Raw genomic sequence first — 24,455 nt, forward strand, 5'->3', positions numbered from 1 at the left:
AACTACAGGCCTCGGAAACGGTGACACGAAACACCTGCAGGAAGCGCCTGTGGCCGGCACCGGCCAAAAACCACGTGGCCACACCGCCACGCCGCCACGCTGGTGCTAGCCTGAATCCCATGATCGGCCGTCTGCACCATCTGGTGATTGATTGTCCCGATCCGGCAGCCTTGGCCAGGTTCTATGCGGCGCTGCTCGGCCAACCCATCACGTACCGTTCCCTCGACTTTATTGTCGTGGCCAAGAACGATCACAGCTCCGGATTGGCATTTCAGCGTGCCCGGGAGCTGCGTGCCCCGCGCTGGCCAGATCCGCAGTATCCACAGCAAATGCACTTGGATGTCATGGTGGAGGATCTCGCCGTGGCCCGGACCCAAGTGCTCGCCCTGGGAGCAGTGGCGCTGGAGCCGGTGCCCGAGCCAACGGTGTTCGCAGACCCTGCCGGCCACCCGTTCTGTCTTATCTCCCGCCCCGGCTGGGCCGAACCGGTGGGGTCTTAGAGCAGTGTCCGTTCGGTGCCCACGAGCCGCTCGTGCAGCGCAAGCGCCGATACGTCAGTCAGTGAAGCGATCTGGTCGATGACCACCCGAAGCCGGGACGCGTCGTCGTGCGCGTCACGCCAATCGGCGGCAAACATGGTTTCCAGATGCGCGTCGCCGGTGACACTGAGGACAGCGACCAATTCACTGAGGATGTCCTGCTGGCGCTGGTAGATGGGCTGGCGGTGATCGGTGGTCATGACGAAGGTGGTGGCCAGGCCCTTCATGACGGCGATTTCCAGCAGAGTTTCGTGCGGCACCACTACCTCGCCGGCGTAGCGCGCCAAGGCTCCAGTGCCATGCACGGCACGGGTCGCGGCGACGGCGCTCTGGCAGAAGCGGCCAATGAGTTGGCTGGTCATGTCCTTCAGCGCAGCCATGGAGCGGCGGCTGCCGTCGGCGCGGCGCACCCACACATCCGTGGCTTCCAGACGTTTGAGTGCGGCATCGATTTCGGCCACGTCCACGTTGGGCAGGTACCACTGTTGGGTGTAGCCCAGGACCCGGTTGCGCTGGTCTTGGTTGGCGAGCCATTTGAGCTGCACATGCCCTGCAACAATGGCATCTTCGACGTCGTGGACCGAGTAGGAGATGTCGTCGGCGAGGTCCATGACCTGTGCCTCGATGCAGGTTCTACCGGCTGGGGCGCCTTCGCGCAGCCAGTTGAACACGGGAAGATCGTCGGTGTAGGCGCCGAACTTCCCCGTGCGGAGGCCATTGATCAGGGGTGCATCCACGGCCAGCCATGGGTATTTCGCTGAGGCGTCGAGGGAGGCGCGGGTCAGGTTTAAGCCGGCCGAACCGCCGTCGGACGTGAAGACCTTGGACTCGAGGCGAGTCAATAGGCGCAAGGTTTGGGCGTTGCCTTCGAAGCCGCCAATGGAATGGGCCAGGTCGTTGAGAACCGATTCTCCATTGTGCCCGAAGGGTGGGTGGCCGAGATCGTGGGCCAAGCAGGCCGTGTCCACAACGTCACGATCGCAGCCCAGCGTGCCGCCGAGTTCCCGACCAATCTGGGCTACTTCCAGGCTGTGGGTCAGGCGGGTGCGGACAAAGTCGTCGGTGTCCGGGGCCACTACCTGAGTTTTGGCGCCCAGCCGGCGCAGCGCCGAGGAGTGCAGCACTCGCGCCCGGTCCCGTTCAAACACTGTGCGGAAACTTGTTTTCGGAGCTTCCGGCACCCAGCGCTGTTGATCGTGGGGAAGGTACACGGACTGCAATTCATTGGACATAAAACCCAGTTTAGGGCCAATGCAACTCGGTCCGGGGACGGAAGTCCGCAGGCTGGCCAGTCCTCCACCCCGCCAGCCAACATCGATCCGTTAGATAATGTCGCTTAGAAGCTTCTAAGCGACATTATCTAACGGATCGATGTTGGGTGATACGGCGGGGGATTAGCCGCCGGAGACGTCCAACTCAGCGCCGACGAGCTCCACTTTTTGCGATCCACTCAAGGTGCGCTCATCCAGCCAACCGGCCGGAAGTGCTGTGCGCTTGGGCGTGCCTGCACGGCCGCGGGGGCCCTCAGCGTCAACGCCGGGGTACTCCCCTGACATGTCCAACTGATCCAGCAGTTCGCGAAGCACCTCAAGAGTGGGCACGCAGGACAACTTGGCGCGCAGATCTCCGCCCACCACATAGCCCTTGAAGTACCACGCCATGTGCTTGCGGATATCGCGGAGGGCCTTATTTTCGTCATCGAAGGTGTCCACCAGCAACTCGGCATGACGGTATACGGCAGCGGAAACTTCAGCCATTCCGGGCTTATGGCGGGCATCGCTGCCCTCGAAAGCGTTCATCAGGTCACCGAACAACCACGGGCGGCCCTGGCAACCTCGGCCTACTACTACGCCGTCGACGCCGGTCTGACGCACCATGGCGATCGCGTCTTCGGCACTCCAGATATCGCCGTTACCCAGAACGGGAACATCCGGGAGAGCTTCGCGCAGGCGGGCGATGGCGTCCCAATCGGCCTGGCCGGAGTAGAACTGGTTGGCTGTGCGTCCGTGCAGCGCTACCGCAGCAACACCGGCGTCGCGCGCAATGCGGCCAGCTTCAAGGTAGGTGAGGTGGTCCTCGTCGATGCCTTTACGCATCTTGATGGTCAGCGGCAGTCCACCCTTGGAGGCTTCACGGACAGCGGTCTGAACAATCGAGGTGAACAGGTCCAGCTTCCACGGCAGCGCGGCGCCTCCTCCGCGGCGGGTCACCTTCGCCACGGGGCAACCAAAGTTCAGGTCAATGTGGTCCGCGTGGTCTTCTTCGACCAGCATGCGCACGGCCTTGCCAACGGTTTCGGGATCCACGCCGTACAGCTGGACGGAGCGGATTTGCTCATCGTCGTCGTGGCTGATGAGCCGCATGGACTCCGGGGTGCGCTCCACAAGGGCGCGGGAGGTCACCATTTCGGACACGAAAACGCCGCCACCGTGCTCTCGGCACAGGCGGCGGAACGCGGTGTTGGTAATCCCGGCCATGGGGGCAAGAATCACGGGGGTGTCCACCGTAATGTTGCCGAGTTTCAGGGGCGGGAGGTCCAGTTTTGTATCGCTGCTGGGGATGTCTATAACAGTCACAAATCAATTCTCTCAAATCCTGCCAAATTCTGCGCGGGCTCCCCGGCCAATCTCATATCCCGCCCTTCTCCCGCCCCACTGTCCCGGACTGTGGAAAAGCGGCGCGTCACCGCCGAAACACGGCTAAACCCACCAAAACCCCGGGCACTCAATCAAACCCGGCCGTGAACAAGCTCACAGAATCTCCTCACCCGGAGCGGACTTTTCCGTCCCGAACATCCTGCTAAACTGACTGGTCAGTACAAAGAATTGAGAAGGCAGCTAGAGCGTGGCGGTCCCGTCGTTTCACACGATTCGGCGGCCGCTCCCTCAGCTCCTGAATCACCACCAGCAAAGGAACCCCTGTGCAGATCACCGCCCACAACCTCGCGCTGTCAGCAGGCCGCGGCCCTGTTTACGGCCCCCTCACCTTTGAAAGCAGCGGCGGGCTCACGGTACTCCGCGGGGATCCCGGCAGCGGCCGAACCTCATTGCTGCTCACCTTGAGCGGGCGCATGAAGCCCGACGCCGGCACTCTCACCGTGGGCGGACATGAGCTCCCCCGCAATCTGCGCGCCGTCCAGAAGATCAGCTCCGTGGCCGGATTCGCCGGCATCGACAGCCTTGAGGAATCCGTAACCGTAGGCGCCGCCTTGCGTGAACGCCGCGCCTGGCTGGCACCCTGGTGGTCCATGGTGCGCCGGCCCAACGACGTGGAGGTCGCTAGGCTCTGCGCACCCGCCTTCGGCAGCGAATCCATCCCCCACGCCGACACCGTCATCTGGGATCTGGATGACACCGCGCAGTTCCTGCTCCGCTTGGCACTGGCCACCATGAGCAACCCGGACGTGCTCTTCGTGGATGACATTGAGCAGTTGCGCAGCACCGACGCCCGTCGCGTCGTTTGGGCCCGGCTGGGGCATTTGGCGGCGCGCGGCACCGACGTGGTGGTCTCGGCGTCGTCCCTGGATGAACTGCTCTGGGATGAACTGGACCTCACCCCGCAGGTGATCGACATGAACCTGCCGATCGAGCCAAAGACTGACGCTGACGCACCCACCGATTCTCTGCGCACCGAAGAAATCCCGGCAGCCCAGCATGAACTGATTGCCCAGCATGAACTGATCAAGGAGTCCCACTAAATGTTTGCCTTTTTATCCTCCGGAACGGAGCTGGGCCGGTTCAAGCGCGGCAAGCTTCCCAAGATTGCCGTCGCTGTCATGCTGTTCATTCCGCTGATTTACGGCGCCCTTTATCTGTGGGCTTTCCAGGCCCCGGACCAGCACATGAACAACCTGCCCGTGGCCCTTGTCAACCAGGACACCGGCGCCACGAAGGACGGCGAAGCCGTGCATGCCGGTGATGACCTCGCCGCCGAACTCATCGATGGCATGAAGCTTTCGTGGGAGCAGACCGATGCCGCCACCGCCGCTCAGGGTGTCGCCGACGGCACGTACTACTTTGCCATGAGCATCCCTGCGGACTTCTCCAAGAACGCCGTTTCGGTGGGCACAGACTCCCCGGCCCAGACCATGATCGACGTCGAGTTCAACGACTCCAATAACTTCCTCTCCAGCGTCCTGGGCAAGCAGGCCATGGCACAGGTGCGCGATGCTGTCGCCGAGCAGTTGGGTGAACAAACCTCTTCCGCCCTCCTCGTGGGATTGCACGACGCCGGAGAAGGACTACGCACCGCAGCGTCAGGTTCCGCCGAGGTCACCAAAGGCATCGACAGCGCCAAGGATGGTGCTGGCAAACTGGTTGTCGGCATGAAAGACCTGACGGCAGGCTCGGTGACCTTGAAGGACGGCGCGTTCCAGCTCGCCGACGGCGCTACCACCCTCTCCGATGGCATCACCACCCTCGCCGGCGGAGCCACCACCTTGAATACCGGCGCAGCTTCTCTCGCCACGGGGGCCGGTTCCCTCGCAACCGGCGTATCGGAACTGAACACCGGTGCCGCCTCACTGGCCAAGGGCAGCAACACCCTCGCCGTCGGGACCTCCGAGCTGGCAACATCGCTGGCCAATGCCGTCCCGGATGCCAAGGCACTGGAGCAGGGTGCCGCCTCGGTTTCCTCCAGCGCTGGCACCTTGTCGGCGAGCGCCGCCAAGGTTTCCACGTCCGCATCAGCCCTGGCTGGGAGCGCCGATGACGTAGCCGCGGGCGCCAGCGAAACAGCTAGGCAACTAACCGCCCTGATCAGCGCGGTGGAGTCCATGCCGGCCGACACCCCTGCCAGCTCCATCCTGGGGAACTTGAAGCAACTACAAAGTGAGGCAGCCACACCCCTGGCAGCAGGTGCCGGCAAATTGGCAGCTGGCGCAAACCAGCTCTCCACTGAGGCCATCACTCCGCTGTCCGACGGTGCTGCGAAACTCGCCGCTGGCGCCGACTCGGTCGCCACGGGCGTCACGAAGCTTTCCGCTGGCGTGGGCGAGGCAGCTACCGGTGCCGGGAAACTCTCCCAGGGTGCCGCTACGTTGAATACGGGCGCAACCACCTTGTCCAAGGGCGCCCAGAGCGCCGCCGCAGGGTCCTCAAGCGTTGCCGCCGGCGCCTCCGAATTGGCTGGTGGCGCATCTGCGCTGGCCGACGGTGCTGGAACGGCGAAGGACGGTGCCGCGGCATTGGCCACGGGCGCCGGATCTCTGAGCACGGGCAGCTCGGATCTGGCCGAGGGCAGCGGCAAGCTCCTTGACGGCGGCACCACACTGGCTGACGGGGCTCAGAAGCTCTCCACCGGCAGCCACACCTTGACCGACAAGCTCCACGACGGCGGAGCGGCAATCCCGAACGACTCCTCCACTTTGCTTAATGAAAAGTCACAGGTGCTGGCCAATCCCGTGGCCGTGAATCAGCAGTGGTCCAATGAGTCGGGTGGCTTCGGCGAAGGTTTTGCCCCGTTCTTCATCGCCTTGGCGACCTTTGTTGGCGCCCTGATTTCCTGGCTGCTGCTGCGAGCACTTCCCACCCGCGCACTGGCTGCCGGTGCGAGCGGTCTGCGCAGCGTGCTGACTGGTCTGCTCCCTGCTCTGGCCATTGGTCTGGGTCAGGTGCTGATCATGGTGGCCGTCCTGTTGTGGGGTCTGGATATGAAACCTGTCTACCCCGTGGCCACTGCCGCGTTCATCTACCTGACCACCGTGGCGTTCCTGGCACTGCAGCAAATGTTCATCATCGTCTTCGGCACCGCTGCGGGCCGGGTCGTAAGCCTGGTACTGCTGATGTTGCAGCTGAGCTCCTCCGGTGGCACCTACCCGGTGGAGACCACACCCGGTTTCTTCCAGGCCCTGCACCCGTATATGCCAGCCACCTATGTGGTGAATGGACTTCGGCAGCTGATGACTGGTGGAATAGACTCCCGACTGTGGATCTCCATCACTTTCCTCGCCGTGCTTGCGGCGGGCTCCGTGGCAGTTAGCGCATTCTGCGCCGGCCGCCAGAGGGTGTTCTCCATCAAGCGGCTGCATCCGGAACTGGAGATGTAGCCAACTGGGGCGCCGCCAATAGCGCAAGGCGCCCCATCCGCCGTCGTCCATGTCTTTGTCCACCAGAAGCCAGCCCTCCCCGAACACCCAAGGAATCTAAGTGCCTCGCATCTCCCCCACTAAGAAGGCCATCCTGGCCGCCGCGCTGGAGCTCGGTGCGCTGCACGGGATTTCCGGGACCACCATGGACGAGGTGGCGGAGCGCGCTGGCGTGGCCAAGGGCAGCGTCTATTACAACTTTTCCTCGAAGGACAAGCTGTTTGAAGAGCTGCTGACCACGGGCGTCAGCTCGCTGGCCGAAAATCTGGCGGCGGCACGTGGTCGTGCCTCTGGGTTTGCCGCCGTTGAGGCGATGGTTTCTGACATGTTGATCTTGATCGCCGATAACCGGGCGCTGGCCAAGCTCATGGCGGCAGAGATTTTCCGCACCGACAGGGCGTGGCAAACAGCTGTTTCTGCGCTGCGCCGGGAGGCCGTCACCGAGATCGGCGCAGCTTTGCTGCCTCTGGTTCCGGCCGGAACGTCCGAGAGTAGCCGGCTGTTGATGGCCGGCGGGATCTTCGGAGCCACCCTGGTAGGTGGGCTGGAATGGTTGCTCTTTAGCCCCGAAACGCCGGCGGCAGAGGTGTCCGCCGCGATCTTGTTCACGTTCTCGGGAAAGCTCGCTTCTTAGAGTCGAACTACATAGCCTGACTGGGCTAGAGAACGACGCCGGGAGGTCACCTTCGCGCACAAAGGTGACCTCCCGGCGTCGTACTTCCTTCGGGTTAGAGGCCCAGAATGCTGGTGGCAATCAGGAAATAGATGATCAGCCCGGCCGCGTCCACAAATGTGGAGATGAACGGATTGGAGAACACGGCCGGATCCGCCTTAACAGCTTTACCTAGCAACGGCATGAGCCCGCCGATGCTGGCCGCCATGGTGCACACACCCAGCAGCGTCAGCCCAATGACCCAGCCCAGCGGCACCGTGAAAGCGAGGGAGGCGATCACAAATCCCAAGGTGCCCAGCAACAGACCTAGGAATGCGCCGACGCGCACCTCTCGGGCGAAGACTTTGAGGAAGTCGCGCGGGCGGACATCACCTAGGGCCAGGGCACGGGTGATGGTGGTGGCCGCTTGGTTGCCGGTGTTGCCGCCGGTGCCGATCAGTAGGGGAATGAATAGCGAAAGCACCACTTGTTCGGCCAGCGTGGCTTCAAACGCGCCAATGACCTGGACCGTCAACGTGGCACCCACTGCCAGGACCAGCAACCAGACCACCCGGGCGCGGACAATCGTGCCCACGGGCGTGGCCAGATACGGCCTGCGCAACGGTTCGGTGCCGCCGGAGCGGGCGGCGTCCTCGGTTTCGGCATCCTCAAGGATCTGCAGGGCGTCGTCCACGGTCAGGATACCTACCAAGCGGTCCTCGGCGTCAACGATGGGCAGCACCAGAATTTTGGCGTCGGCACAGTAACGGGCAGCTTCCTCCACATCTTCGGTGGCGGGAAAGCTTAGCGGGGCCTTCATGATCTCGCCAACCAGAACCGCATCATCGGCCCGCAGCACATCGCGCAATGAGACTACACCCACTAAGTGGCGGCCAGCATCCGTCACCGGAATGGTGTAAACGCTCTCGGCATCATCGAGCTGGGACCGTACACGAGCAAACGTCTGCGCCACGGTCAAATGCGGATGGGTGGTGACAAATTCGGGACTCATGTAACGGCCCACGGCACCTTGCGGGTAGCCCAGCACCGTACTGGTGAGCGCCCGTTCCTTCTCATCCAGCCCAGAAATCAGCCTGTTCGCAACTGATGCTGGCAGCTCGTCCAGCAGCGCCACCCGGTCATCCGGGCTCAGCTGGGCAAAAACTTCGGCAACTTCGACGTCTTGAAGACCTGCCACAAGATCGGCCTGCAATGCGGCATCGAGGCGCTCAAAGACCTCAATGGCGCGGCCCTTGGACAGCGTGCGGTAGGCCAGAGCCCGCTCAATGGTGTTCAGCCGTTCCAGCTGTTCCAATGTTTCGGCCGTGTTCAAGGGCAAGAGGGCGCTGGAAATGGCGGCCAGATCGTGCTGGCTCAAGGCGCGTCCGAGCAGCTCTGCGCTGTCCTCAAAAGTTTGAACTGGGTACTTGATCATGATCCGAATCCCTCCGGTAAAAACACACGCGGGTATGACGCGGCGCTAGCCGTGGGCGTGTGCAGAAATTGGGTGTGTGGCGCAGTGCTGTGCTCGAAGTGTCTACCGCACGAACCCGATGCCGGTGGAATACTCCATCACCGCCTGAACAGTGGCAGGCGATTCATCTGTGTCACGGCAGCTGTGTCAAGGCAGCCATCACCACGTCGCAGAAAAGGCTACGCGTGTGGGGTAATGAACTGAGGCAGACTCTGCAGATCGTGCAGACTACGCAGATCGTGCAGACAACGCAGATCGTGCAGACTACGAGGAGAGTGAATTCCGGTGGCGCAGGCGAGGCTCGCGCGGTGACGTAGATCGACTATGTCCGTCTTCCATGTGCGGCTCACCTCCGTCATTCCAAGGCCCATCCCGGGCGTATGTACTGCCCTTACAAGGGATTCCTGAGGAATCCGGGCGTCCCTCTCATCCTAGGCCAACCGCAGCGTGAACCACCAATCAGGCGCTCCGCCCGGGTTTCTCGGATGCTCCACGGCGCTCTGCCGGCGCTCCCCAGGTGCCCACACCAATGTGTTCTATGTATTGTGTTATGTCTCTGGAGCCTCTAAGAATGGACTATGACGGTCACCTTGAGGTCTCTCGAAACAGCTGTTCCACCCACAATCTTGATCCAGGAACAAGCCCGCGACGTGTTTGCCGCCCAACCTGGCCTCACCCGACTGGGCCAGCGGCTGGTGCGCACCTGCTTCGATTCGGCCGCGATCGATACCCGCCACACCGCCGTCACGGAGATGAGCTTAGACTTCCGGGGTCCCGATCCCCTGTTTTACGACGGCATCGCCGGACTATTGCTCAACCCCACCACCAAAGATCGCAACGATCTCTTTGCCACCGCCGCAACGGCGCTGTTCATCGAGTCGGCCAGTAAGGCGGTAGCCGCCTGCCCGGGGCTGCTTCCAGCAGATATCACGCATGTCATCACCGTATCCTGCACCGGATTCTTCAACCCGGGGCCCGACTACAAGATTGTCCGTGCCCTCGGGCTCAACCCGTCAGTGCAGCGTTACCACCTCGGATTTATGGGCTGCTATGCCGCTTTTCCGGCGCTGCGGGCAGCCAAATCCTTCTGCGAGGCAGACCCCGAAGCTGTCGTGTTGGTGGTGAGTGTGGAACTGTGTTCGCTGCATGTGCGCACCTCCAATAATCCCGACACCATCATGGGATCCTCCCTCTTTGCCGACGGCGCAGCGGCTGCGGTTGTCACGGCGCGGGGCTTGCCAGGCGGTGGGCCGGTTCTTGAATTGGATCATTTTGAAACGGTACTCACCCCGGTAGGCGAAGATTCCATGGCGTGGAACATTGGCGATCACGGCTTTGAAATGGTGCTCGACAGCTACGTTCCCAAGATCATCGACGAGCACATTGTGGGCGCTCTGGAACCACTGCTGGCTTCCGCTCCAGGTCTTCAGGGACTGCCATACTCCAGCATCCGTCACTGGGCCATTCACCCCGGCGGGCGCAGCATTCTCGACAAGGTCCAGAGCAAGTTGGAACTCAGCGACGAACAACTCATTCCGGCCCGGGAAACACTACGCAACTTTGGCAACATGAGCAGCGCGACCGTCATGTTTGTGCTCAAACACATCCTGGAACAGCCCATGGAATCGGGGCCAGCAGTGGGGCCAGTGTTGGGGCCAGCAGGAGGACCGGCATCAGAGCGGGAAACCATCTGCGCCATGGCCTTTGGTCCCGGTCTCACGGTGGAAACCGGGCTATTCACCAAGGTCACACAGTGGGTCTCCACCGCATCTGCCGCGGATGTCCATGACTGAGAATCCTGGCCCTGTCGGCACCGGCGGGTTCTTAGCCGTTCGCGACGAGCACGCCATAGAGGAGATGGACAGGGCCGATTGCGATCCTGCCATGCTAGCCCGCACCTACGCCCAGTTTCCGCTGATCAATAGCGTGGTTGCTCGTTGGCACAGCGTCTACAAACAACGCATCCGCCCGCTGCTATCCTCAACACGCAGCAGCACCTTGTTGGACATTGGCTGCGGCGGCGGAGACATCCCCGCCGCTTTGGCCCGCTGGGCTGCTCGCGACCACCTGCACCTAAAAGTCACTGCGATCGACCCCGATCCCCGGGCGATCACCTACGCCAGCACACATTTCGCAGGCGCTGGCGTCCAGTTTCGCCAAGCCCACAGCGCCGCCCTCACGGCGGCAGGTGAGACGTTCGACGTCGTGCTCTCCAACCACATGCTGCACCACCTCTCCCCGACCGAACTGCAGGCCCTACTTCAGGATTCGGCCCAGCTGGCACGGCGCGCCGTCATTCACAGCGATATTGCTCGTAGCCGCCTCGGCTACGCGCTGTTCTCCGTGGCGACGCTACCGCTAGCTAAAGGATCCTTTATTCGGCGCGACGGCTTGACCTCCATTCGCCGCAGCTACACCCCCGTCGAACTTCAAGCTGTTCTGCCTGCGGGGTGGCGCGTCGAGTCTGCGCGACCGTACCGGAATCTGCTGCTTTATACGCCCGGGCAGCAGCATGTTTGACGTGGTCGTGGTGGGCGCCGGGCCGGTGGGATTGTTCCTCGGCGCGCTCCTGTTGCAAGAGGACCTCTCCGTGCGGATTTTGGAACAGCGCACCGGCCCGAGCCCGCATTCGCGCGCCATTGGAATCCACCCGCCGGCACTGGCGGCGCTGGAGCAGGCGGGCGTCGCGGCCCAGATGGTGGCCGAAGCTGTGCAGATCGGTCTCGGCATCGCCCGCAGCGCCGGCACCGAGGTGGCGCGGCTATCCTTCGCAACCCTTGCTTCCCACTATCCGTACGTGCTGACCCTCCCCCAAGCCCGCACGGAAGCGCTGCTGGAGGCGCGGCTTCACGCTCTGGATCCGGCAGCCTTGGTGCGCGGCTTCTGCGTTTCTTCCATGCACGACGCCGGGACTTTCCTCACGCTGTCCGGCTCACCGTCCGGAGGGGACAACGACGCGCAGACACCCCCCTTTTCTGGCCTCGGGACAGAACATTTTCAGGCCCGTCTGGTGGTGGGTGCCGACGGTGCACGTTCAGCCGTTCGCAGATTGTTGGGCGTCCCCACGAGTGGCCGCGACTACCCGGACACCTATCTGATGGGCGATTTTCCAGACACGGGCACGGATGGTTCGGCCGCCATTCTGTACCTGGAACCGGGCGGGATCCTCGAGTCCTTTCCGCTGCCGGGCGGGCTACGCCGCTGGGTGGCACATACGGATTCCCTGCTTCTGGATGCGACGGCAGCTGATCTAGCCCGCATTGTCATTGAACGCAGCGGAGTATCTCTGGATGCCGGTGCCAACAGCATGCTCAGCGCCTTTGCTGTCCGGACGCGGCTGGCCCGGCACATGATTGCTGGCAGAGTAGCTTTGGTGGGCGACGCCGCGCATGAAATCAGTCCCATTGGCGGGCAAGGCATGAATCTGGGCTGGCTCGATGCCGCCGAGTTGGCGCCCATTGTGGTGGCTGCTTTGGCAGGAAAACCAACCGGGACAAAGCTGGCCGCGTTTGAGAAGAAACGCATGCGAGCCGCCCGCACGGCGGCCCGGCAAGCGCAGCTGAACATGATGCTGGGACGCAAGGTCTCGGCGTCGTACCTTCAGAGGCGCAATGCGGTGCTGGGTCGATTGGTGCGGCTAGACGCCGTCCATAACCTTGTGGCCCGCCGCTTCACTATGCACAGCCTCCGGTGAACCCTGGGCCGATCGCGCCGCGGGCCGGCCGGTGGCCTTGACCACGGCGACCGCCACCGCAGTGGTGACAGGAATGGCCAGGACCAGGCCGATGGAACCGACCAAGATGCGCACGATCTCCTCGGCGAGCTCAGATCCGGTGAGGGCCAGGAGTAGTTCCTGATCAAACAGGGAGACCATCAAGAGCACGGGGATGGCGCTTCCGGCGTAGGCAAAGGCGATGGTGTAGACCGTGGAGGCGATGTGGTCGCGGCCAATGCGCATGGCCGAAGTGAACAGTTCCCGTGTGCTGGTGTTGGGGGCGAGTTCGTAGAGTTCCCAGACGGCCGAGGACTGGGTGATGGTGACGTCGTTGAGCACGCCCAGGCCCGAGATCACCAGGCCGCACAAGATCATGCCGGACAGAGACATGCCCTGCGTCATGTTCAGCAGTTGGTAGCCGTATTCGCCTGAGTTTCCGGCCAAGGCCGCCGCATCGACCGCCCACCAGGCGAGCCCCGCGGTCACGCCGAGGCCGAAGAGGGTACCCAACAAGGCGGTGGAGGTTCGCGCTGAGAAACCGTGGGCAAAATACAGCACCCCGAACATGATGGCCGATGATCCCACTAAGGCTACGAGCAGGGGTGGCTGGCCCTGTGCAAGAGCTGGCAGGATGAACCAGGCCAGCACTCCGAAGGCGCCCGCGAGTCCTACCATGGCCCGCAGTCCCCGCCATCGTGCCACGGCGACAACTACGACGGCGTACACCACGGCCAGCAAGCCCATGGGGAAGGTCCGCACGAAGTCCATGAACACGTACTGGGGGCCGTTGGCTTGGACACCCGTGACGGCTGACAAACCGGAGAGGTTCAGATACCGGATGGTGTCGCCAACATGGACGCCGCGGGTTTGCACGATGTCAGGGCTGATCAGCACCGGAACTTCAGTTTGGCCCTGCCCCGCAATGAAAGCGACAAAGCAGCTGGTCCCCGGGCTGCCCCCGGTGTTCAAGGAGCAATCTTCCGTGGCTGTGCGCTGTACTTTTCCGGAATCGATGCTGGCACCGGGCGCCGCTGCATAAGGGTTGCCAGCTTGTCCCGGCCCACTGTCCGTGTTGTCGGCGCTAGGCCACAGGAGCGCCATGGCCACAATGGTCACCACGGCTAAGGGCACCAGAATCCAGCTCAACAGCACCACCGCACGCCGCCGCATCGCCCTCAGGCGTCGCAACTCCGGACGGCTCAGGGTCGACTCATCAACGTGCGAATGTGAATGGCCCATGGGCTGGATCGGTCCTTCGTATCGGTTGGTCTCAGTGCGGCGGATGGCTCCGGGCAAACCCGGCCCCCTCGCGAGCAGTAAGATTTCCTCGGCCGCGGGCGGCCTTCAGAAATCCATCCTCGCTCCGGGGGCTGGGCTTGCCCTCCGTCGCCAGTCACGTCGGCAACGGCGAAGCGGCGGAGCCGGCATTTTTTGTAGGCGACGTAAAGGAGACTCGCAGGCCGCCCGCGCCGAGGAGTCGGATAGTCGCCGGAAAAATGCCGGTCCGCTGCTACTTATTCGCCGAGCACCAGGGTTTCGGTGCCGCGAACCTTGGCTGCTCCGACGGCGATCATCGGGTTGACCACGGCGGAAAGTGCTTCCATGGAGTCGTCCAATTCCAGCAGCACCGGGTACTGGTGAGTAATGAGGGCCAACAGATCGTAGACGGCCTGCACTGCCTCATCGTTCTCCAGTGCCGGTTCAACGCCGAGGAACACCTCAGAGGCTGCCGCCGCAACGTCTTCCGACGCCTCGATGTGCCCCTGTGAGTAGCTGAGCGCAAAGGCTTGAATCTTGCCCTTTTTGCTCGGCGCAACGCCGGCACCGAAGGCGCTGGCGGGCTCGGCCCGCAGCACCAAGGCACCGTGGGCGCCGGTGAGATCGTCTAGGAACATGCGCTGAACCAAGCCAGGGCTCAGCGGACCGGTCGGGTCCCACTGGTTCACGGACTCGTAGTAGCGGCCCACAATATTGGTTAGTTCCACCGAGCCGGTCGCCAAATCCTGCACGCGTGCGCTGGCTTCCTCCTCGGTGCCTTCACCGAACATGGGCAGCTTCAGTGCGCCGGGGCCCACCTCAACCACGCGGTTGCGCTGTAGCACAGCCAACCCCATTGCCTCAGCAAACCCCGCGCCCGAGGTGCCGGGGGCCACCTTGGTGCGCAACGCCGTCGTACTTACCAAGCCGGCGGCAAGCGCACCGTCAGCTTCGCGACGCAACATGGTCAGCAAGGTGGCGCCGACGCCTGCGCGCCGGTGGTCCTTGGCAACTTCCACGAAAGCCCACAGGCGCGCCGGGTGCAATTTGGTCGAATAGACGGTGCCGGCCGCGACCGGGATGCCCTGGTCTTCGGCGACGATGGTGCGTCGCCACGGGCCACTGTCAGATTCCGGTGCCAGCGCGGCGCGGAACGCTCCGGCCGGGGCAGACTCGGCGTCTCCCCAGATTTCCAGGAGGGTCAGGTCATCGCCGTCGCGCCACGGCCGGTAGGAAAGTTCAGCCATTCCTAGGCACCCAAAAGGCGGGTGGCGAGGTACGCCTGAACCTGATCCAAGGGCACGCGCTCCTGACTCATGGTGTCGCGTTCGCGGATGGTCACGGCGTTGTCCTCGAGGGTGTCGAAGTCAACAGTGATGCAGAACGGGGTGCCGATCTCATCCTGGCGGCGGTAACGGCGGCCGATGGCACCGGCGTCGTCGAACTCGATGTTCCAGTGCTTGCGCAGCGTGTTGGCGAGCTCCTTGGCCTTCGGGGACAGGTCCTCATTGCGGGAGAGCGGCAGGACCGCAGCCTTGACGGGGGCCAGGCGCGGGTCCAGCTTCAGGACGGTGCGCTTGTCCACGCCGCCCTTGGCGTTGGGGGCCTCGTCCTCGACGAATGCGTCCACCAGGAACGCCATCATGGAACGGGTCAGGCCGAAGGACGGCTCGATCACGTAAGGGGTGAAGCGCTCGCCCGTGGCCTGGTTGAAGTAGCTCAAATCCGTGCCGGAGCCCTTGGTGTGCGAGCCCAGGTCGTAGTCGGTGCGGTTGGCGACGCCCATGAGCTCGCCCCACTTGGAACCCTGGAAGCCGAAGTTGTACTCGAAGTCGATGGTGCCGGCAGAGTAGTGGGCGCGCTCGTCCTCGGGGACGTCAAAGCGGCGCATGTTCTCCGGGTCGATGCCCAAATCGATGAACCAGTCCCAGCACAGCTCGACCCATTCCTTGAACCACTTCTCGGCGTCCTCGCCGGGCACAAAGAACTCGATTTCCATCTGCTCGAATTCGCGGGTGCGGAAGATGAAGTTTCCGGGTGTGATCTCGTTGCGGAACGCCTTGCCAATCTGGCCGATGCCGAACGGGGGCTTCTTGCGGGACGTGGTGAGCACGTTGTTGAAGTTCACAAAGATGCCCTGCGCGGTTTCCGGACGCATGTAGGCCATGCCGGCCTCGCTTTCGACCGGGCCAAGGAACGTCTTCATCAGGCCGGAGAACAGCTGCGGCTCGGTGAACTGACCCTTGGTGCCGCAGTCGGGGCACACAATCTCGGACATGCCATCTTCGGGCTGGCGCTTCTTCTTCGCGACGAACCCCTCGATGAGGTGGTCCTGGCGGTGGCGCTTGTGGCACTGAGTACACTCGACCAGCGGGTCGGTGAACGTGGCGACGTGGCCAGATGCTTCCCACACGGCCTTGGGCAGGATGATGGAGGAATCCAGTCCCACCATGTCCTCGCGGCCGCGCACGAATGACTGCCACCATTCGCGTTTGATGTTTTCCTTCAGCTCAACACCGAGGGGGCCGTAATCCCAGGCCGACCGCGAACCGCCGTAAATCTCACCGGCCTGAAAAACAAAGCCGCGACGTTTCGCGAGTGAAATGACCTGGTCTAGCTTGGACTGAGGCGCCACTGTATTACTCCTATTACTTACGAGGCCGCTGGGTGCGGTCCGTCCCGCGCTCCAGCTTACAGTTCGGCGAGCATTCCGGGGGAATTGTTCCCTTATGCACTGAACTGGGCGGGAATCCGGCGCCGGGTGCCTCATGCACCAAACTCGCGGTCAGTCTGGCGCATATAAGCACGCCAGTTGTTTTATGCGCCAAACGCGCTTGCCAGTTCAGCGCATAAGGGAACACCGTGTGCCTTGTGCACCAAACTTCGTTGCAGGTTCAGCGCATAAGGACTATGTGAAGCACGACGCCGGACTCCAGACGTGCGCCGTTGGCTCACCGCTGCGCTGTTAGCGCGGCAAAACGCACGTGGGGCTGCCAAATTCCACGGATTGGAGGGGTTCCTGGCCGAGCAGCCCCTGGCTGTCCACCTCGAAAACGGCCACATTGTTGGAGTTTTGATTGGCAACGTACATTTTGTTGTGGGCCACGGCAAAGTGTCGTGGCCACGTCCCGCCGCTGGACAGCTGCTGCAGGAGCCGCGGCGGAGTGGGAGCCGCATCAGCATTCTCCGGCACGTTCAATCCGCTCACGTCCAACACCACCACTGTGTCGGGACCGCGAACTGCGGCATAGAGTTTACTGCCGTCCTCAGCGAGTTGAATGTGCGAGGGGAAGAACTGATCCGCATCCGCTATGGCTTGGCTATTTTCCGCCAAGGGGACTTTGAACAGCCAGTGCCAAAAGTATTCGCCGTGTGCGTCACGCACAGTCCGCCTCATGACGTGCAGGTAGCCATCGAGTTCACCGGCCACCAGGAGAAACTCGCCTTTGATGGCAACATGACGCGGACCGGTCCCCGGCGGTAGTTCTGCTGAGCCCAGGCGAACGTGGGACTCCGCGGAGTATTCATCCACTCTGTCCGCGCCAAGGTCCGCGACCAGAACGGTACCCCACTCCGTGGCCGTGACCTGATGCGCATGGGATTCGCCTTGGCGATCCGACACGGGACCGCTGCCCGGATGTGCCAGAACTATGGGCTGGACGGGTGCTCCGTGCGAACCGGCATTAATGCTCACACCCACAACATCTTCAGCGGGGAGGACTGTGGCCGTTCCCGTTGAGTAGTTGGCAACCCACACCGCACCGTCCACGAGTGCCACATGGCAGCTGTCGGCGCCACCGCTGGAAACCCTACCGAGCACCTCGAGTGACCATGGATCCACTGCGACCACGTTGCCTTGTTCCAGCTCCTCAACAACGAACAGAACGGCGCCGCCGGCGGCCATGAACGATGGATTGGTTACGGCTGTGCCTTGTGCCAGTTGCTGCCCCACGGTGCCATCAGCCAACAACGCGTAGCGCACCATCCCAGGCCCCGCACCATAACCTTCCCTGGTGTAGCCGCTGACAATCAGTTCGGGGGTGGTGGGCATAGCTGGCTCTCCTGATCGTTGTGTCTTCTCACGCTGGAATTCTGCGTCTACGCTACCGCGCCCACCACCCAAAACCGTTGCATGACTGCGCAACACAAGGTACTGTGCATTGCATGGTACTCAATGACACTGTCAGCACCAACCTCCGGAAGGGGGTTCTGGAGTACTGCGTCCTCGCCACGATTGGCGATGGAGAAATGTACGGGCTGGACATAGCCAACGGCCTCCAAAGCCGCGGGCTGCTCACCAGCGAGGGCACGTTGTATCCCTTGCTGGCACGGCTGCGACGCAACGGACTGGTGGAAACCAGCTGGCGCGAATCCAGCCAGGGCGCCCCGCGCCGCTATTACACATTGACGGACTCAGGGCAGCAGTCTCTGGCCGCTTTTGCCGAAGTCTGGGAAACCTTCAGCGCTTCCGTTACCGACACGCTCAAATCCACCACCGGGGGAACACCATGAATCACGACATTGAGGCACCCGAGGTTCGCAATTACCTGGCCGCCCTCGAGGCCCGGCTGGCACAGCTGCCCACCGAGCAGTCCGAGGAGATCATGTTCGGCGTTCGCGAGCACATTGCCGAGGCCACGGAGCGGGGCAGGCAGTCCACCTCCGAAATCTTGGCCGGATTGGGCTCTCCGGACGACATCGCCGCCGGTGTGGCTGCTCCGGACGTGCAGGCCCCCGGGTATTCACAGGCTCCCGTACCTGGACAGCAGATACCGCAATCCGCCCCGGCACCGCGCCACCAAGCCTCAACCCTCTGGGTGGTCGCGACAACCATCCTGCTCCCCTTCGGCATTCTGCTGGCCGGAGTCGGCTGGCTCTTCGGCGTGGCAGGGCTGTGGATGGGCACCCGTTGGAAGGTGTGGGAAAAGGTAATGGGCACTGTGCTGCTGCCCGGCGGGATTGTGGGAGCTCAAATCCTGTCACGACTTATCACCCTGCCCCCCACGTGCACCCACGTCAGAGAACCCCATCGTCGTTGACCCCTTCTTCCCTGGTTTGCCTTTGGGCTGGACCATCGCCGTGACGTGCATCCCCATCGCCGTGGCGCTCTATCTCCTGGTGGTCGGCCTGCGCCGCGGCACCAAACAACCGTAAAGGGGCAGCGCGCGGCAGTGGGTAAACGGAAAGCCACCCCATGCGGCACAATTAACTACATGAGTGCTAACGAGATCATTGACATCCCCATCCGCGACGACATGATCCGCCTAGGCCAGCTGCTCAAGCTAGCCAGCCTGGTCGAGGACGGCGTTGAAGCTACCGAGCTCATCAAAAACGGTCTAGTCAAGGTCAACGGCGAGATCGATGACCGCCGCGGCCGCCAGCTTCACCCCGGCGACACCGTCACGGTTAACGGCGAAACGGTCCGCATCACCACCGGTGGCTGACGTCCCGGACGGGACCACAGGTTAAACGAACGACGGCGGCACCCAACGCGGGTGCCGCCGTCGTGCTTAAAGGACTACTTAGCAGCCTGCGTGTTGAGGACCTTGTACTGCAGGAACTCACCCACATGGGAGATTTCCTGGGCATTGATACCGTGCCAAATGCCCGTGTAGAGAACTTTGGTGAGCTTGACGTGGCCGTGCATCCACGTGTTCGTGGCCTCGACAGCGGCCTGCGGAATGACCGGATCGGCCTGGTCACGGCCCCAGAAAATCTCCGGCTTCACGGCGGCAACTGCGGCATCGTCGAAGTATGGATCGCCCTCGGCCTCCACCACGAAACCTGAGAGCCCTACGACGGCGGCATAATCGGCCGGGCGGTGACGCAGCAATGTGGTGGCCAGGCACATGCCTTGGGAGAAGCCCAGCAAACTCACCGAGGTGTGATTCTCCCGGAGCGTATCAATCCAAAGTTCGACGGCGGCCGCGGACTCGGTCACAGCCGTCACCGAGTAGCTCAGATCGTTGCGCAACGGGAACCACGAGTAGCCCGGACCTGCCTGCAGCGGTGCCCGGACCGAGGCGACCGTGAACTCTGCAGGGAGCTGGTCGGCCAGCGAAAACAAGTCGGCTTCATCGGCGCCATAGCCGTGGAAAATGACCAGAAGAGGAGTTCCGGCGCGCTCATTTTCCGGACGTGACCAAAGGACTGTGGGGGTTGCATTCATGATTCCATCTTTCCATGGCAGGTGAGCTGCCCCAAAGGCTGCCCCAATAGCTCGTCAAAATAGGAAGAATAGAAAGCGGGGTAGCGAAAATGTCATGTTACCGGGCAGTATGGAGAGGTGAATGATTCAACCCTTGCGCATCCTTGGACCCGCTACGTCGCCTTGGGCGACTCTTTTACCGAAGGAATCGGAGATCCAGAGCCTTCCAGCCCCGGCGGTTACCGCGGGTGGGCAGACCGTGTGGCAGAAGAACTGAGCCACGGCACAGACGACTTCAAATACGCTAACTTGGCCATCCGCGGACGTCTGCTGGGCCAGATTCTCTCCGAGCAGTTGGACCCGGCACTGGCACTGAAGCCGGATCTGATCAGTATCTCCGCCGGCGGAAATGACTTGATCCGGCCCGGCTCTGACCCCGACGCCTTGGCCGAACAGCTCGATGCTGCCGTGGCCAAAATGGCGGGGACCGGGGCGACTGTGCTGCTCTTCAACGGTCCAGACATCCGTGACACCCCGGTTCTGGGAATCGTGCGCGGGCGGGTCGCCATCTTCAATGAGAACCTGCGCACCATCGCCGCACGGCATGACGCCATTATTGCCGACATGTGGTCGCTGCGGCAGCCCGCTGGCACCCAAATGTGGGATGTGGACAGGCTACATTTCTCCCCGCTGGGACATCACACCATTGCCATGATGGCCCTCGATGCCCTCAATGTGGAGCACTCGCTGGTGCCATTTGAGCCCACTCCCCTGCCGGCGCAAAAGTGGCAGGCAGCCCGTGCGGAGGACTTGGTCTGGGCCAGAGAGTTCTTGTTCCCTTGGGTGCTGCGGCGTTTGCGGCACCAGTCGTCGGGTGACGGGATCACCGCCAAGCGCCCCACGCCAGGACCTGTGTTCAGCCAGCCGCTGTTTGACGCGCCTGCATTCGACGCGCCTACATTCGACCAAGCACTGGAGTCAGACTAGCGACGATCTAGCTGCGATCCCGTCGGCGCCTTGGGTACCTTCGGTACCTTCGTAGCTTTCACGACTGGTTCGTAGCTTTCACGACTAGGATGAAGTATGGCGCGGTGTGCAATTGCGCCCTATCAAGAAGAGGTGCATTGTGACGCTCATATTCGAGCCACTAGCTACTGGCACTGTTGCCGCATCGTCCAGCAGCAGCTTTAGCATCCAACCATTTTTGGTGCTGATCATCATTGGCGTGGTGCTCTTCACTTCCTTCATTAAGGCAGCAACACGCAAGAAGCGTGAACAACGCGCCAACCCCTACACACAGGCGAAACCATCAGGCCGGACAGGCGTTGCCCACCAGCCCACAAATGTCCCCTACGTAGGAACGCTGCTCAATGGTGTTCCGCTGGCTAACTACGACACCTCTCACGGTCACCAGACCACTGGTTTCGCCAACGAGCGGATGCGCGCCGAGGCCGAGCTCAAGCGTCAGCTCGACGCACTGGACGTTGCCCGCCGCAATGGCCAGGTGACCGCCGAGCAGTACGCTGTGCACCGCGAGGCAATCTTCAAGAACTTCTAAAATCCTTCAGGAACTTCTAGAATCCATAGCTCAGCAGCTCCTTAAATAGTTGATGATCCCGCAAGAACGGGACCATCAACTATTTAATCTGTGAATACCTATTCCGAGAAGAAGGCATCCTTCAAGAGTGCGCCCACTGCGGCAACCTCGGTCAAGAAGCCGTCATGGCCGATGTCGGAATCAATGGTTCCCACGACAACATCAGCCGGAAGCGCCGCTGCCAACTCCTGCGACTGAACAGGGAAATACAAGCGGTCACTGTTGACGGCAGCCACCAGGAACTGGACGTTTTCTGTCACCGCCAGCGCCTCTTCCAACGTGCCACGGCCACGCGTGACGTCATGGCTCATGAGCGCCTCGGTGATGACAATGTAACTGTTGGCGTCGAAACGGCCCACCAATTTGTGTGCTTGGTGGTCCAGATAGCTTTCGATCGCGAACCTACCCCCGGAGTCGGGGCCGAGACGCGCATGGCTGATGGTGCCGCCGTCGTCCTGGGCCTTGCGACCAAAACGCTGACCCATGTCAGCCTCAGAGCGGTAGGTGATGTGGGCGATGCGCCGGGCCAGCCCCAGCCCGGTGGTGGGAGCGGCGCCGTCGTAATAATCCCCGCCAGCGAAGTGGGGATCCTGCCGGATGGCGAGCACCTGCGCCTGGGCAAAGGCAATTTGCTCAGCGGTACTGGCGGCGCAGGAGGCCACCACGGCGCAGCGCCGCACACGGTCCGGGTACATGAGCGCCCATTCCAAGGCCCGCGCGCCGCCCATGGATCCGCCAATGACAGCGAACCAGGAGGCGATGCCCAGTTTCTCGGCCAAGAGCGCCTCGGCCTCGACAGAATCGCGGATGGTGATGAACGGGAAGCGAGAACCGTAGGGCTTGCCATCCGCGGCAATACTGGAGGGCCCGGTGGTGCCATAGCAACCACCAATCATGTTGGCGCACACCACAAAGTACTTGTTGGTGTCGATGACTTCGCCGGGACCCACCAAGCCTTCCCACCAGCCATCTTCTTCGGAATCGCCGCGGCTAACGTGCGTGCTGCCGGTCAGTGCGTGCTGGATGAGTACAGCGTTGTCGCCGGCTGCGTTCAGGGTGCCCCAGCATTCAAAGGCCATGGTCACCGACGGCAGCTCGCCCCCGGCTTCCAGCGGGAGTGCGCCAATCTGGATGGAGCGCAACACACCACCGCCCCGTCCTACAGCCGCGCAGAAGTCCGCACCAACGGGTTCAGCTGCAGCTGGTGCGAACCCGGAGGAAAACAAGCCCTTGTCCACCGTGTGTCCCACTGGGATCACGCCGATTTTGCGGCGCGGAATCCGGCTTCCAGGTCTGCGATGATGTCGGCGACGTTTTCCAGGCCGACGGACAGCCGAACGGCTCCGGGCCGCACACCCGCGGCAAGCTGCTGCTCGGGTGAGAGCTGGGCATGGGTGGTGGAGGCCGGGTGGATCACGAGGGATCGGACGTCGCCCAGGTTGGCCACGTGCGAGTGCAGCTCGAGGCCGTCCACAAAGCGCTTGCCAGCCTCGATGCCGCCCTTGATGTCGAAGGAGATGATGGCGCCAACACCGTTGGGACCGTACTTGCGGCCACGCTCAAACCAAGGGCTTGAAGGGATGCCGGCGTAGGCAACGGCTTCAACGTTCTCGTTGGCTTCGAGCCATTCGGCGACCGTGACGGCGTTGCTGACGTGGCGTTCCACGCGCAGGCTCAGCGTCTCGATGCCCTGGGCAATCAGGAAGGCGTTGAACGGGGAGATGGCGGATCCGAGGTCGCGCAGCAGCTGGACGCGGGCCTTGAGGATGTAGGCCAGGTTGGCACCGAGTGCGCTGCCCACGCCGAGGTCACGGGCATAGACCAGGCCGTTGTACGTCTCGTCGGGGGTGTTGAAGCCGGGGAACTTCTCCGGGTTTGCCGCGAAGTCGAAGTTTCCACTGTCAACAATCACGCCGCCGATGGCTGTGCCGTGACCGCCCAGGTACTTGGTGGCCGAATGGATGACGATATCGGCACCCCACTCAATCGGGCGGAGCAGGTACGGCGTTGCGAGGGTGTTGTCCACGATCAGCGGCACGCCGGCTTCGTGGGCGATGGCGCTGATGTTTTCCAGGTCCAGCACGTCCTGGCGCGGGTTGGAGACCGTCTCGCCGAAGAACGCCTTGGTGTTCGGCTTGACGGCCGCACGCCATTCGTCCAGGTTGTCGGGGTCCGAAACAAAGGTGGTCTCGATGCCGAGCTTCTTCAGCGAGTGGGCCAGCAGGTTGAACGTGCCGCCGTACACGCTGGGGCTGGAGACAATGTGGTCGCCGGCTTCTGCAATGTTCAAAATGGCGAAGGTGGTTGCCGCCTGCCCCGATGCCAGCAGGAGTGCGCCGACGCCGCCTTCGAGGTTGGCGACGCGCTGCTCCACGGCATCCGTGGTGGGGTTGCCGATGCGGGTGTAGATGGGTTCCAGTTCGGCCAAGGCGAACCGTGCCGCGGCACTTTCTGCCGACGGGAACACAAACGAAGTTGTCTGGTAGATCGGCAATGCACGGGCGCCGGTGGTGGCGTCGGGCTCCTGGCCTACGTGGATCTGACGGGTTTCAAATGACCAACCGTTGCTCATGGCTGTTTCCTTTAACACTAGAGGCCTGCACCTGCGAAGCCTCCTGCGCACAATGCGCGGAGGGTTGCGTTGCTGATGGCCCGCGCTTGCACCGGAGCCGGATGGCTCGATGCCAGGTCCTCACCCGGGGCACCCCACCGCGGAAGGAGGGTTGCCGGTCAGCAAGCCGGGGCTGTGCGCTGACACTCATGACCTGCATCCAGTGTGAAAGAATCTCCGCGCGCTTGCAAGATTGTGACGAGTTTATGACTTTGGCCGAAGATGTCCTTGAATTTTCGCGACAAAGGTGCCCTTGTCCAAATTTCTGACTGATGAACGACGCCGGACACTCCCCTTCCATTGGGCTGATTGGGTTGGGCCGCCTGGGTTGCGTAGGAGTAGCAAACTCATACGCACCACTGGCCGCAAGTGGTGCG

The 24,455-nt window shown here is 62.5% G+C and carries 22 protein-coding genes and 1 riboswitch; of the genes, 12 read left to right on the forward strand and 10 right to left on the reverse strand.

Features of this window, described 5'->3' with window-relative positions:
• Positions 1 to 119: 119 nt before the first annotated feature.
• Complete coding sequence (locus AB0P14_RS00800; RefSeq protein WP_363836594.1) at positions 120 to 500, forward strand: VOC family protein; 381 nt, start codon at positions 120 to 122, stop codon at positions 498 to 500.
• Here the strand turns inward: AB0P14_RS00800 and AB0P14_RS00805 are convergent.
• Entirely contained in the window at positions 497 to 1,771 is a 1,275-nt protein-coding gene (locus AB0P14_RS00805) for a deoxyguanosinetriphosphate triphosphohydrolase (protein ID WP_363836596.1), read from the reverse strand. The genes AB0P14_RS00800 and AB0P14_RS00805 overlap by 4 nt on opposite strands.
• A 162-nt stretch (positions 1,772 to 1,933) precedes the next feature.
• On the reverse strand, positions 1,934 to 3,115 hold the full coding sequence (gene dusB / locus AB0P14_RS00810) for a tRNA dihydrouridine synthase DusB (protein WP_363836598.1): 1,182 nt from the start codon (positions 3,113 to 3,115) through the stop codon (positions 1,934 to 1,936).
• A gap of 344 nt (positions 3,116 to 3,459) precedes the next feature.
• Between dusB and AB0P14_RS00815 the strand changes: the two genes are divergently transcribed.
• From AB0P14_RS00815 to AB0P14_RS00825, 3 genes are all read left to right on the forward strand, one after another.
• A complete protein-coding gene (locus AB0P14_RS00815; protein WP_363836599.1) occupies positions 3,460 to 4,236 on the forward strand; it encodes an ATP-binding cassette domain-containing protein in 777 nt (258 codons plus the stop codon).
• Positions 4,237 to 6,585 (forward strand): YhgE/Pip domain-containing protein, encoded by a 2,349-nt coding sequence (locus tag AB0P14_RS00820; protein WP_363836601.1) that lies wholly within the window; start codon positions 4,237 to 4,239, stop codon positions 6,583 to 6,585. It begins immediately after the preceding gene.
• A gap of 100 nt (positions 6,586 to 6,685) precedes the next feature.
• Positions 6,686 to 7,258: a TetR/AcrR family transcriptional regulator gene (locus tag AB0P14_RS00825; protein WP_363836603.1), complete on the forward strand. Its 573-nt coding sequence runs from the start codon at positions 6,686 to 6,688 to the stop codon at positions 7,256 to 7,258.
• A gap of 94 nt (positions 7,259 to 7,352) precedes the next feature.
• Here AB0P14_RS00825 and mgtE read toward each other — a convergent pair whose 3' ends face one another.
• The gene (gene mgtE, locus AB0P14_RS00830) at positions 7,353 to 8,711 is read right to left on the reverse strand and encodes a magnesium transporter (RefSeq protein ID WP_363836604.1); all 1,359 of its coding nucleotides are present in this window, start codon (positions 8,709 to 8,711) and stop codon (positions 7,353 to 7,355) included.
• A 617-nt stretch (positions 8,712 to 9,328) separates the two neighbouring features.
• Here mgtE and AB0P14_RS00835 point away from each other — a divergent pair.
• The 3 genes from AB0P14_RS00835 to AB0P14_RS00845 are packed head-to-tail and all read left to right on the forward strand — an operon-like array spanning position 9,329 to position 12,444.
• Positions 9,329 to 10,543, forward strand: a complete 1,215-nt coding sequence (locus AB0P14_RS00835; RefSeq protein WP_363836606.1) for a type III polyketide synthase — start codon at positions 9,329 to 9,331, stop codon at positions 10,541 to 10,543.
• Entirely contained in the window at positions 10,536 to 11,270 is a 735-nt protein-coding gene (locus AB0P14_RS00840; RefSeq protein ID WP_363836608.1) for a class I SAM-dependent methyltransferase, read from the forward strand. The genes AB0P14_RS00835 and AB0P14_RS00840 overlap by 8 nt, the downstream gene beginning before the upstream one ends.
• Positions 11,263 to 12,444 carry an NAD(P)/FAD-dependent oxidoreductase gene (locus AB0P14_RS00845; protein WP_363836609.1) on the forward strand — a complete coding sequence of 394 codons (1,182 nt, stop codon included), beginning with the start codon at positions 11,263 to 11,265 and terminating at the stop codon, positions 12,442 to 12,444. Before AB0P14_RS00840 ends, AB0P14_RS00845 begins: the two co-directional genes overlap by 8 nt.
• Here the strand turns inward: AB0P14_RS00845 and AB0P14_RS00850 are convergent.
• The 4 genes from AB0P14_RS00850 to AB0P14_RS00865 form a co-directional block, all read right to left on the reverse strand.
• A complete protein-coding gene (locus AB0P14_RS00850) occupies positions 12,388 to 13,704 on the reverse strand; it encodes a YibE/F family protein (protein WP_363836611.1) in 1,317 nt (438 codons plus the stop codon). The genes AB0P14_RS00845 and AB0P14_RS00850 overlap by 57 nt on opposite strands.
• 275 nt (positions 13,705 to 13,979) lie before the next feature.
• Positions 13,980 to 14,969, reverse strand: a complete 990-nt coding sequence (locus tag AB0P14_RS00855; protein WP_363836612.1) for a GNAT family N-acetyltransferase — start codon at positions 14,967 to 14,969, stop codon at positions 13,980 to 13,982.
• A gap of 2 nt (positions 14,970 to 14,971) precedes the next feature.
• The gene (locus AB0P14_RS00860) at positions 14,972 to 16,357 is read right to left on the reverse strand and encodes a glycine--tRNA ligase (protein WP_363836614.1); all 1,386 of its coding nucleotides are present in this window, start codon (positions 16,355 to 16,357) and stop codon (positions 14,972 to 14,974) included.
• Positions 16,358 to 16,687: 330 nt separating this feature from the next.
• Positions 16,688 to 17,773, reverse strand: coding sequence for a beta-propeller fold lactonase family protein (locus AB0P14_RS00865; RefSeq protein WP_363836616.1), 1,086 nt, complete (start codon positions 17,771 to 17,773; stop codon positions 16,688 to 16,690).
• Positions 17,774 to 17,886: 113 nt separating this feature from the next.
• Here AB0P14_RS00865 and AB0P14_RS00870 point away from each other — a divergent pair, with 113 nt between their 5' ends.
• The 3 genes from AB0P14_RS00870 (at position 17,887) to AB0P14_RS00880 (ending at position 19,166) form a co-directional block, all read left to right on the forward strand.
• Positions 17,887 to 18,234, forward strand: coding sequence for a PadR family transcriptional regulator (locus AB0P14_RS00870; protein ID WP_363836618.1), 348 nt, complete (start codon positions 17,887 to 17,889; stop codon positions 18,232 to 18,234).
• Entirely contained in the window at positions 18,231 to 18,761 is a 531-nt protein-coding gene (locus AB0P14_RS00875) for a DUF1700 domain-containing protein (RefSeq protein ID WP_363836620.1), read from the forward strand. Before AB0P14_RS00870 ends, AB0P14_RS00875 begins: the two co-directional genes overlap by 4 nt.
• Before the next feature lie 174 nt (positions 18,762 to 18,935).
• A complete protein-coding gene (locus AB0P14_RS00880; RefSeq protein ID WP_363836622.1) occupies positions 18,936 to 19,166 on the forward strand; it encodes an RNA-binding S4 domain-containing protein in 231 nt (76 codons plus the stop codon).
• Between the two features lie 74 nt (positions 19,167 to 19,240).
• Here the strand turns inward: AB0P14_RS00880 and AB0P14_RS00885 are convergent, their stop codons facing one another.
• Positions 19,241 to 19,891 (reverse strand): phospholipase, encoded by a 651-nt coding sequence (locus AB0P14_RS00885; RefSeq protein ID WP_363836623.1) that lies wholly within the window; start codon positions 19,889 to 19,891, stop codon positions 19,241 to 19,243.
• 117 nt (positions 19,892 to 20,008) lie between these two features.
• Here AB0P14_RS00885 and AB0P14_RS00890 point away from each other — a divergent pair, with 117 nt between their 5' ends.
• Together AB0P14_RS00890 and AB0P14_RS00895 are read left to right on the forward strand one after the other, a co-directional pair.
• Positions 20,009 to 20,857: an SGNH/GDSL hydrolase family protein gene (locus AB0P14_RS00890; protein ID WP_363836625.1), complete on the forward strand. Its 849-nt coding sequence runs from the start codon at positions 20,009 to 20,011 to the stop codon at positions 20,855 to 20,857.
• 139 nt (positions 20,858 to 20,996) lie between these two features.
• Positions 20,997 to 21,428: a hypothetical protein gene (locus tag AB0P14_RS00895; protein WP_363836627.1), complete on the forward strand. Its 432-nt coding sequence runs from the start codon at positions 20,997 to 20,999 to the stop codon at positions 21,426 to 21,428.
• Positions 21,429 to 21,526: 98 nt separating this feature from the next.
• On the opposite strand, the gene AB0P14_RS00900 is transcribed toward AB0P14_RS00895, so the two are convergent.
• Together AB0P14_RS00900 and AB0P14_RS00905 are read right to left on the reverse strand one after the other, a co-directional pair.
• Positions 21,527 to 22,612: a homoserine O-acetyltransferase gene (locus AB0P14_RS00900; RefSeq protein WP_363838103.1), complete on the reverse strand. Its 1,086-nt coding sequence runs from the start codon at positions 22,610 to 22,612 to the stop codon at positions 21,527 to 21,529.
• A gap of 110 nt (positions 22,613 to 22,722) precedes the next feature.
• The gene (locus tag AB0P14_RS00905) at positions 22,723 to 24,039 is read right to left on the reverse strand and encodes a bifunctional o-acetylhomoserine/o-acetylserine sulfhydrylase (RefSeq protein WP_363836628.1); all 1,317 of its coding nucleotides are present in this window, start codon (positions 24,037 to 24,039) and stop codon (positions 22,723 to 22,725) included.
• Between the two features lie 77 nt (positions 24,040 to 24,116).
• Positions 24,117 to 24,233, reverse strand: a riboswitch (SAM riboswitch).
• Between the last annotated feature and the right edge of the window lie 222 nt (positions 24,234 to 24,455).

Origin of the sequence: Specibacter sp. NPDC078709 (genome assembly GCF_040686795.1) — a bacterium.
Taxonomy (GTDB): domain Bacteria; phylum Actinomycetota; class Actinomycetes; order Actinomycetales; family Micrococcaceae; genus Specibacter.

What these genes read in the sequence shown, in the direction of transcription:
- AB0P14_RS00800 (WP_363836594.1), top strand. Translation starts at nt 120, where the DNA reads ATGATCGGCCGTCTGCACCATCTGGTGATTGATTGTCCCGATCCGGCA.
- AB0P14_RS00880 (WP_363836622.1), top strand. Translation starts at nt 18,936, where the DNA reads ATGAGTGCTAACGAGATCATTGACATCCCCATCCGCGACGACATGATC.
- AB0P14_RS00905 (WP_363836628.1), bottom strand. Translation starts at nt 24,039, where the DNA reads ATGAGCAACGGTTGGTCATTTGAAACCCGTCAGATCCACGTAGGCCAG.
- AB0P14_RS00850 (WP_363836611.1), bottom strand. Translation starts at nt 13,704, where the DNA reads ATGGGCCATTCACATTCGCACGTTGATGAGTCGACCCTGAGCCGTCCG.
- AB0P14_RS00875 (WP_363836620.1), top strand. Translation starts at nt 18,231, where the DNA reads ATGAATCACGACATTGAGGCACCCGAGGTTCGCAATTACCTGGCCGCC.
- AB0P14_RS00840 (WP_363836608.1), top strand. Translation starts at nt 10,536, where the DNA reads ATGACTGAGAATCCTGGCCCTGTCGGCACCGGCGGGTTCTTAGCCGTT.
- AB0P14_RS00845 (WP_363836609.1), top strand. Translation starts at nt 11,263, where the DNA reads ATGTTTGACGTGGTCGTGGTGGGCGCCGGGCCGGTGGGATTGTTCCTC.
- AB0P14_RS00870 (WP_363836618.1), top strand. Translation starts at nt 17,887, where the DNA reads ATGGTACTCAATGACACTGTCAGCACCAACCTCCGGAAGGGGGTTCTG.
- AB0P14_RS00865 (WP_363836616.1), bottom strand. Translation starts at nt 17,773, where the DNA reads ATGCCCACCACCCCCGAACTGATTGTCAGCGGCTACACCAGGGAAGGT.
- AB0P14_RS00835 (WP_363836606.1), top strand. Translation starts at nt 9,329, where the DNA reads ATGACGGTCACCTTGAGGTCTCTCGAAACAGCTGTTCCACCCACAATC.
- AB0P14_RS00855 (WP_363836612.1), bottom strand. Translation starts at nt 14,969, where the DNA reads ATGGCTGAACTTTCCTACCGGCCGTGGCGCGACGGCGATGACCTGACC.
- mgtE (WP_363836604.1), bottom strand. Translation starts at nt 8,711, where the DNA reads ATGATCAAGTACCCAGTTCAAACTTTTGAGGACAGCGCAGAGCTGCTC.
- AB0P14_RS00805 (WP_363836596.1), bottom strand. Translation starts at nt 1,771, where the DNA reads ATGTCCAATGAATTGCAGTCCGTGTACCTTCCCCACGATCAACAGCGC.
- AB0P14_RS00885 (WP_363836623.1), bottom strand. Translation starts at nt 19,891, where the DNA reads ATGAATGCAACCCCCACAGTCCTTTGGTCACGTCCGGAAAATGAGCGC.
- AB0P14_RS00820 (WP_363836601.1), top strand. Translation starts at nt 4,237, where the DNA reads ATGTTTGCCTTTTTATCCTCCGGAACGGAGCTGGGCCGGTTCAAGCGC.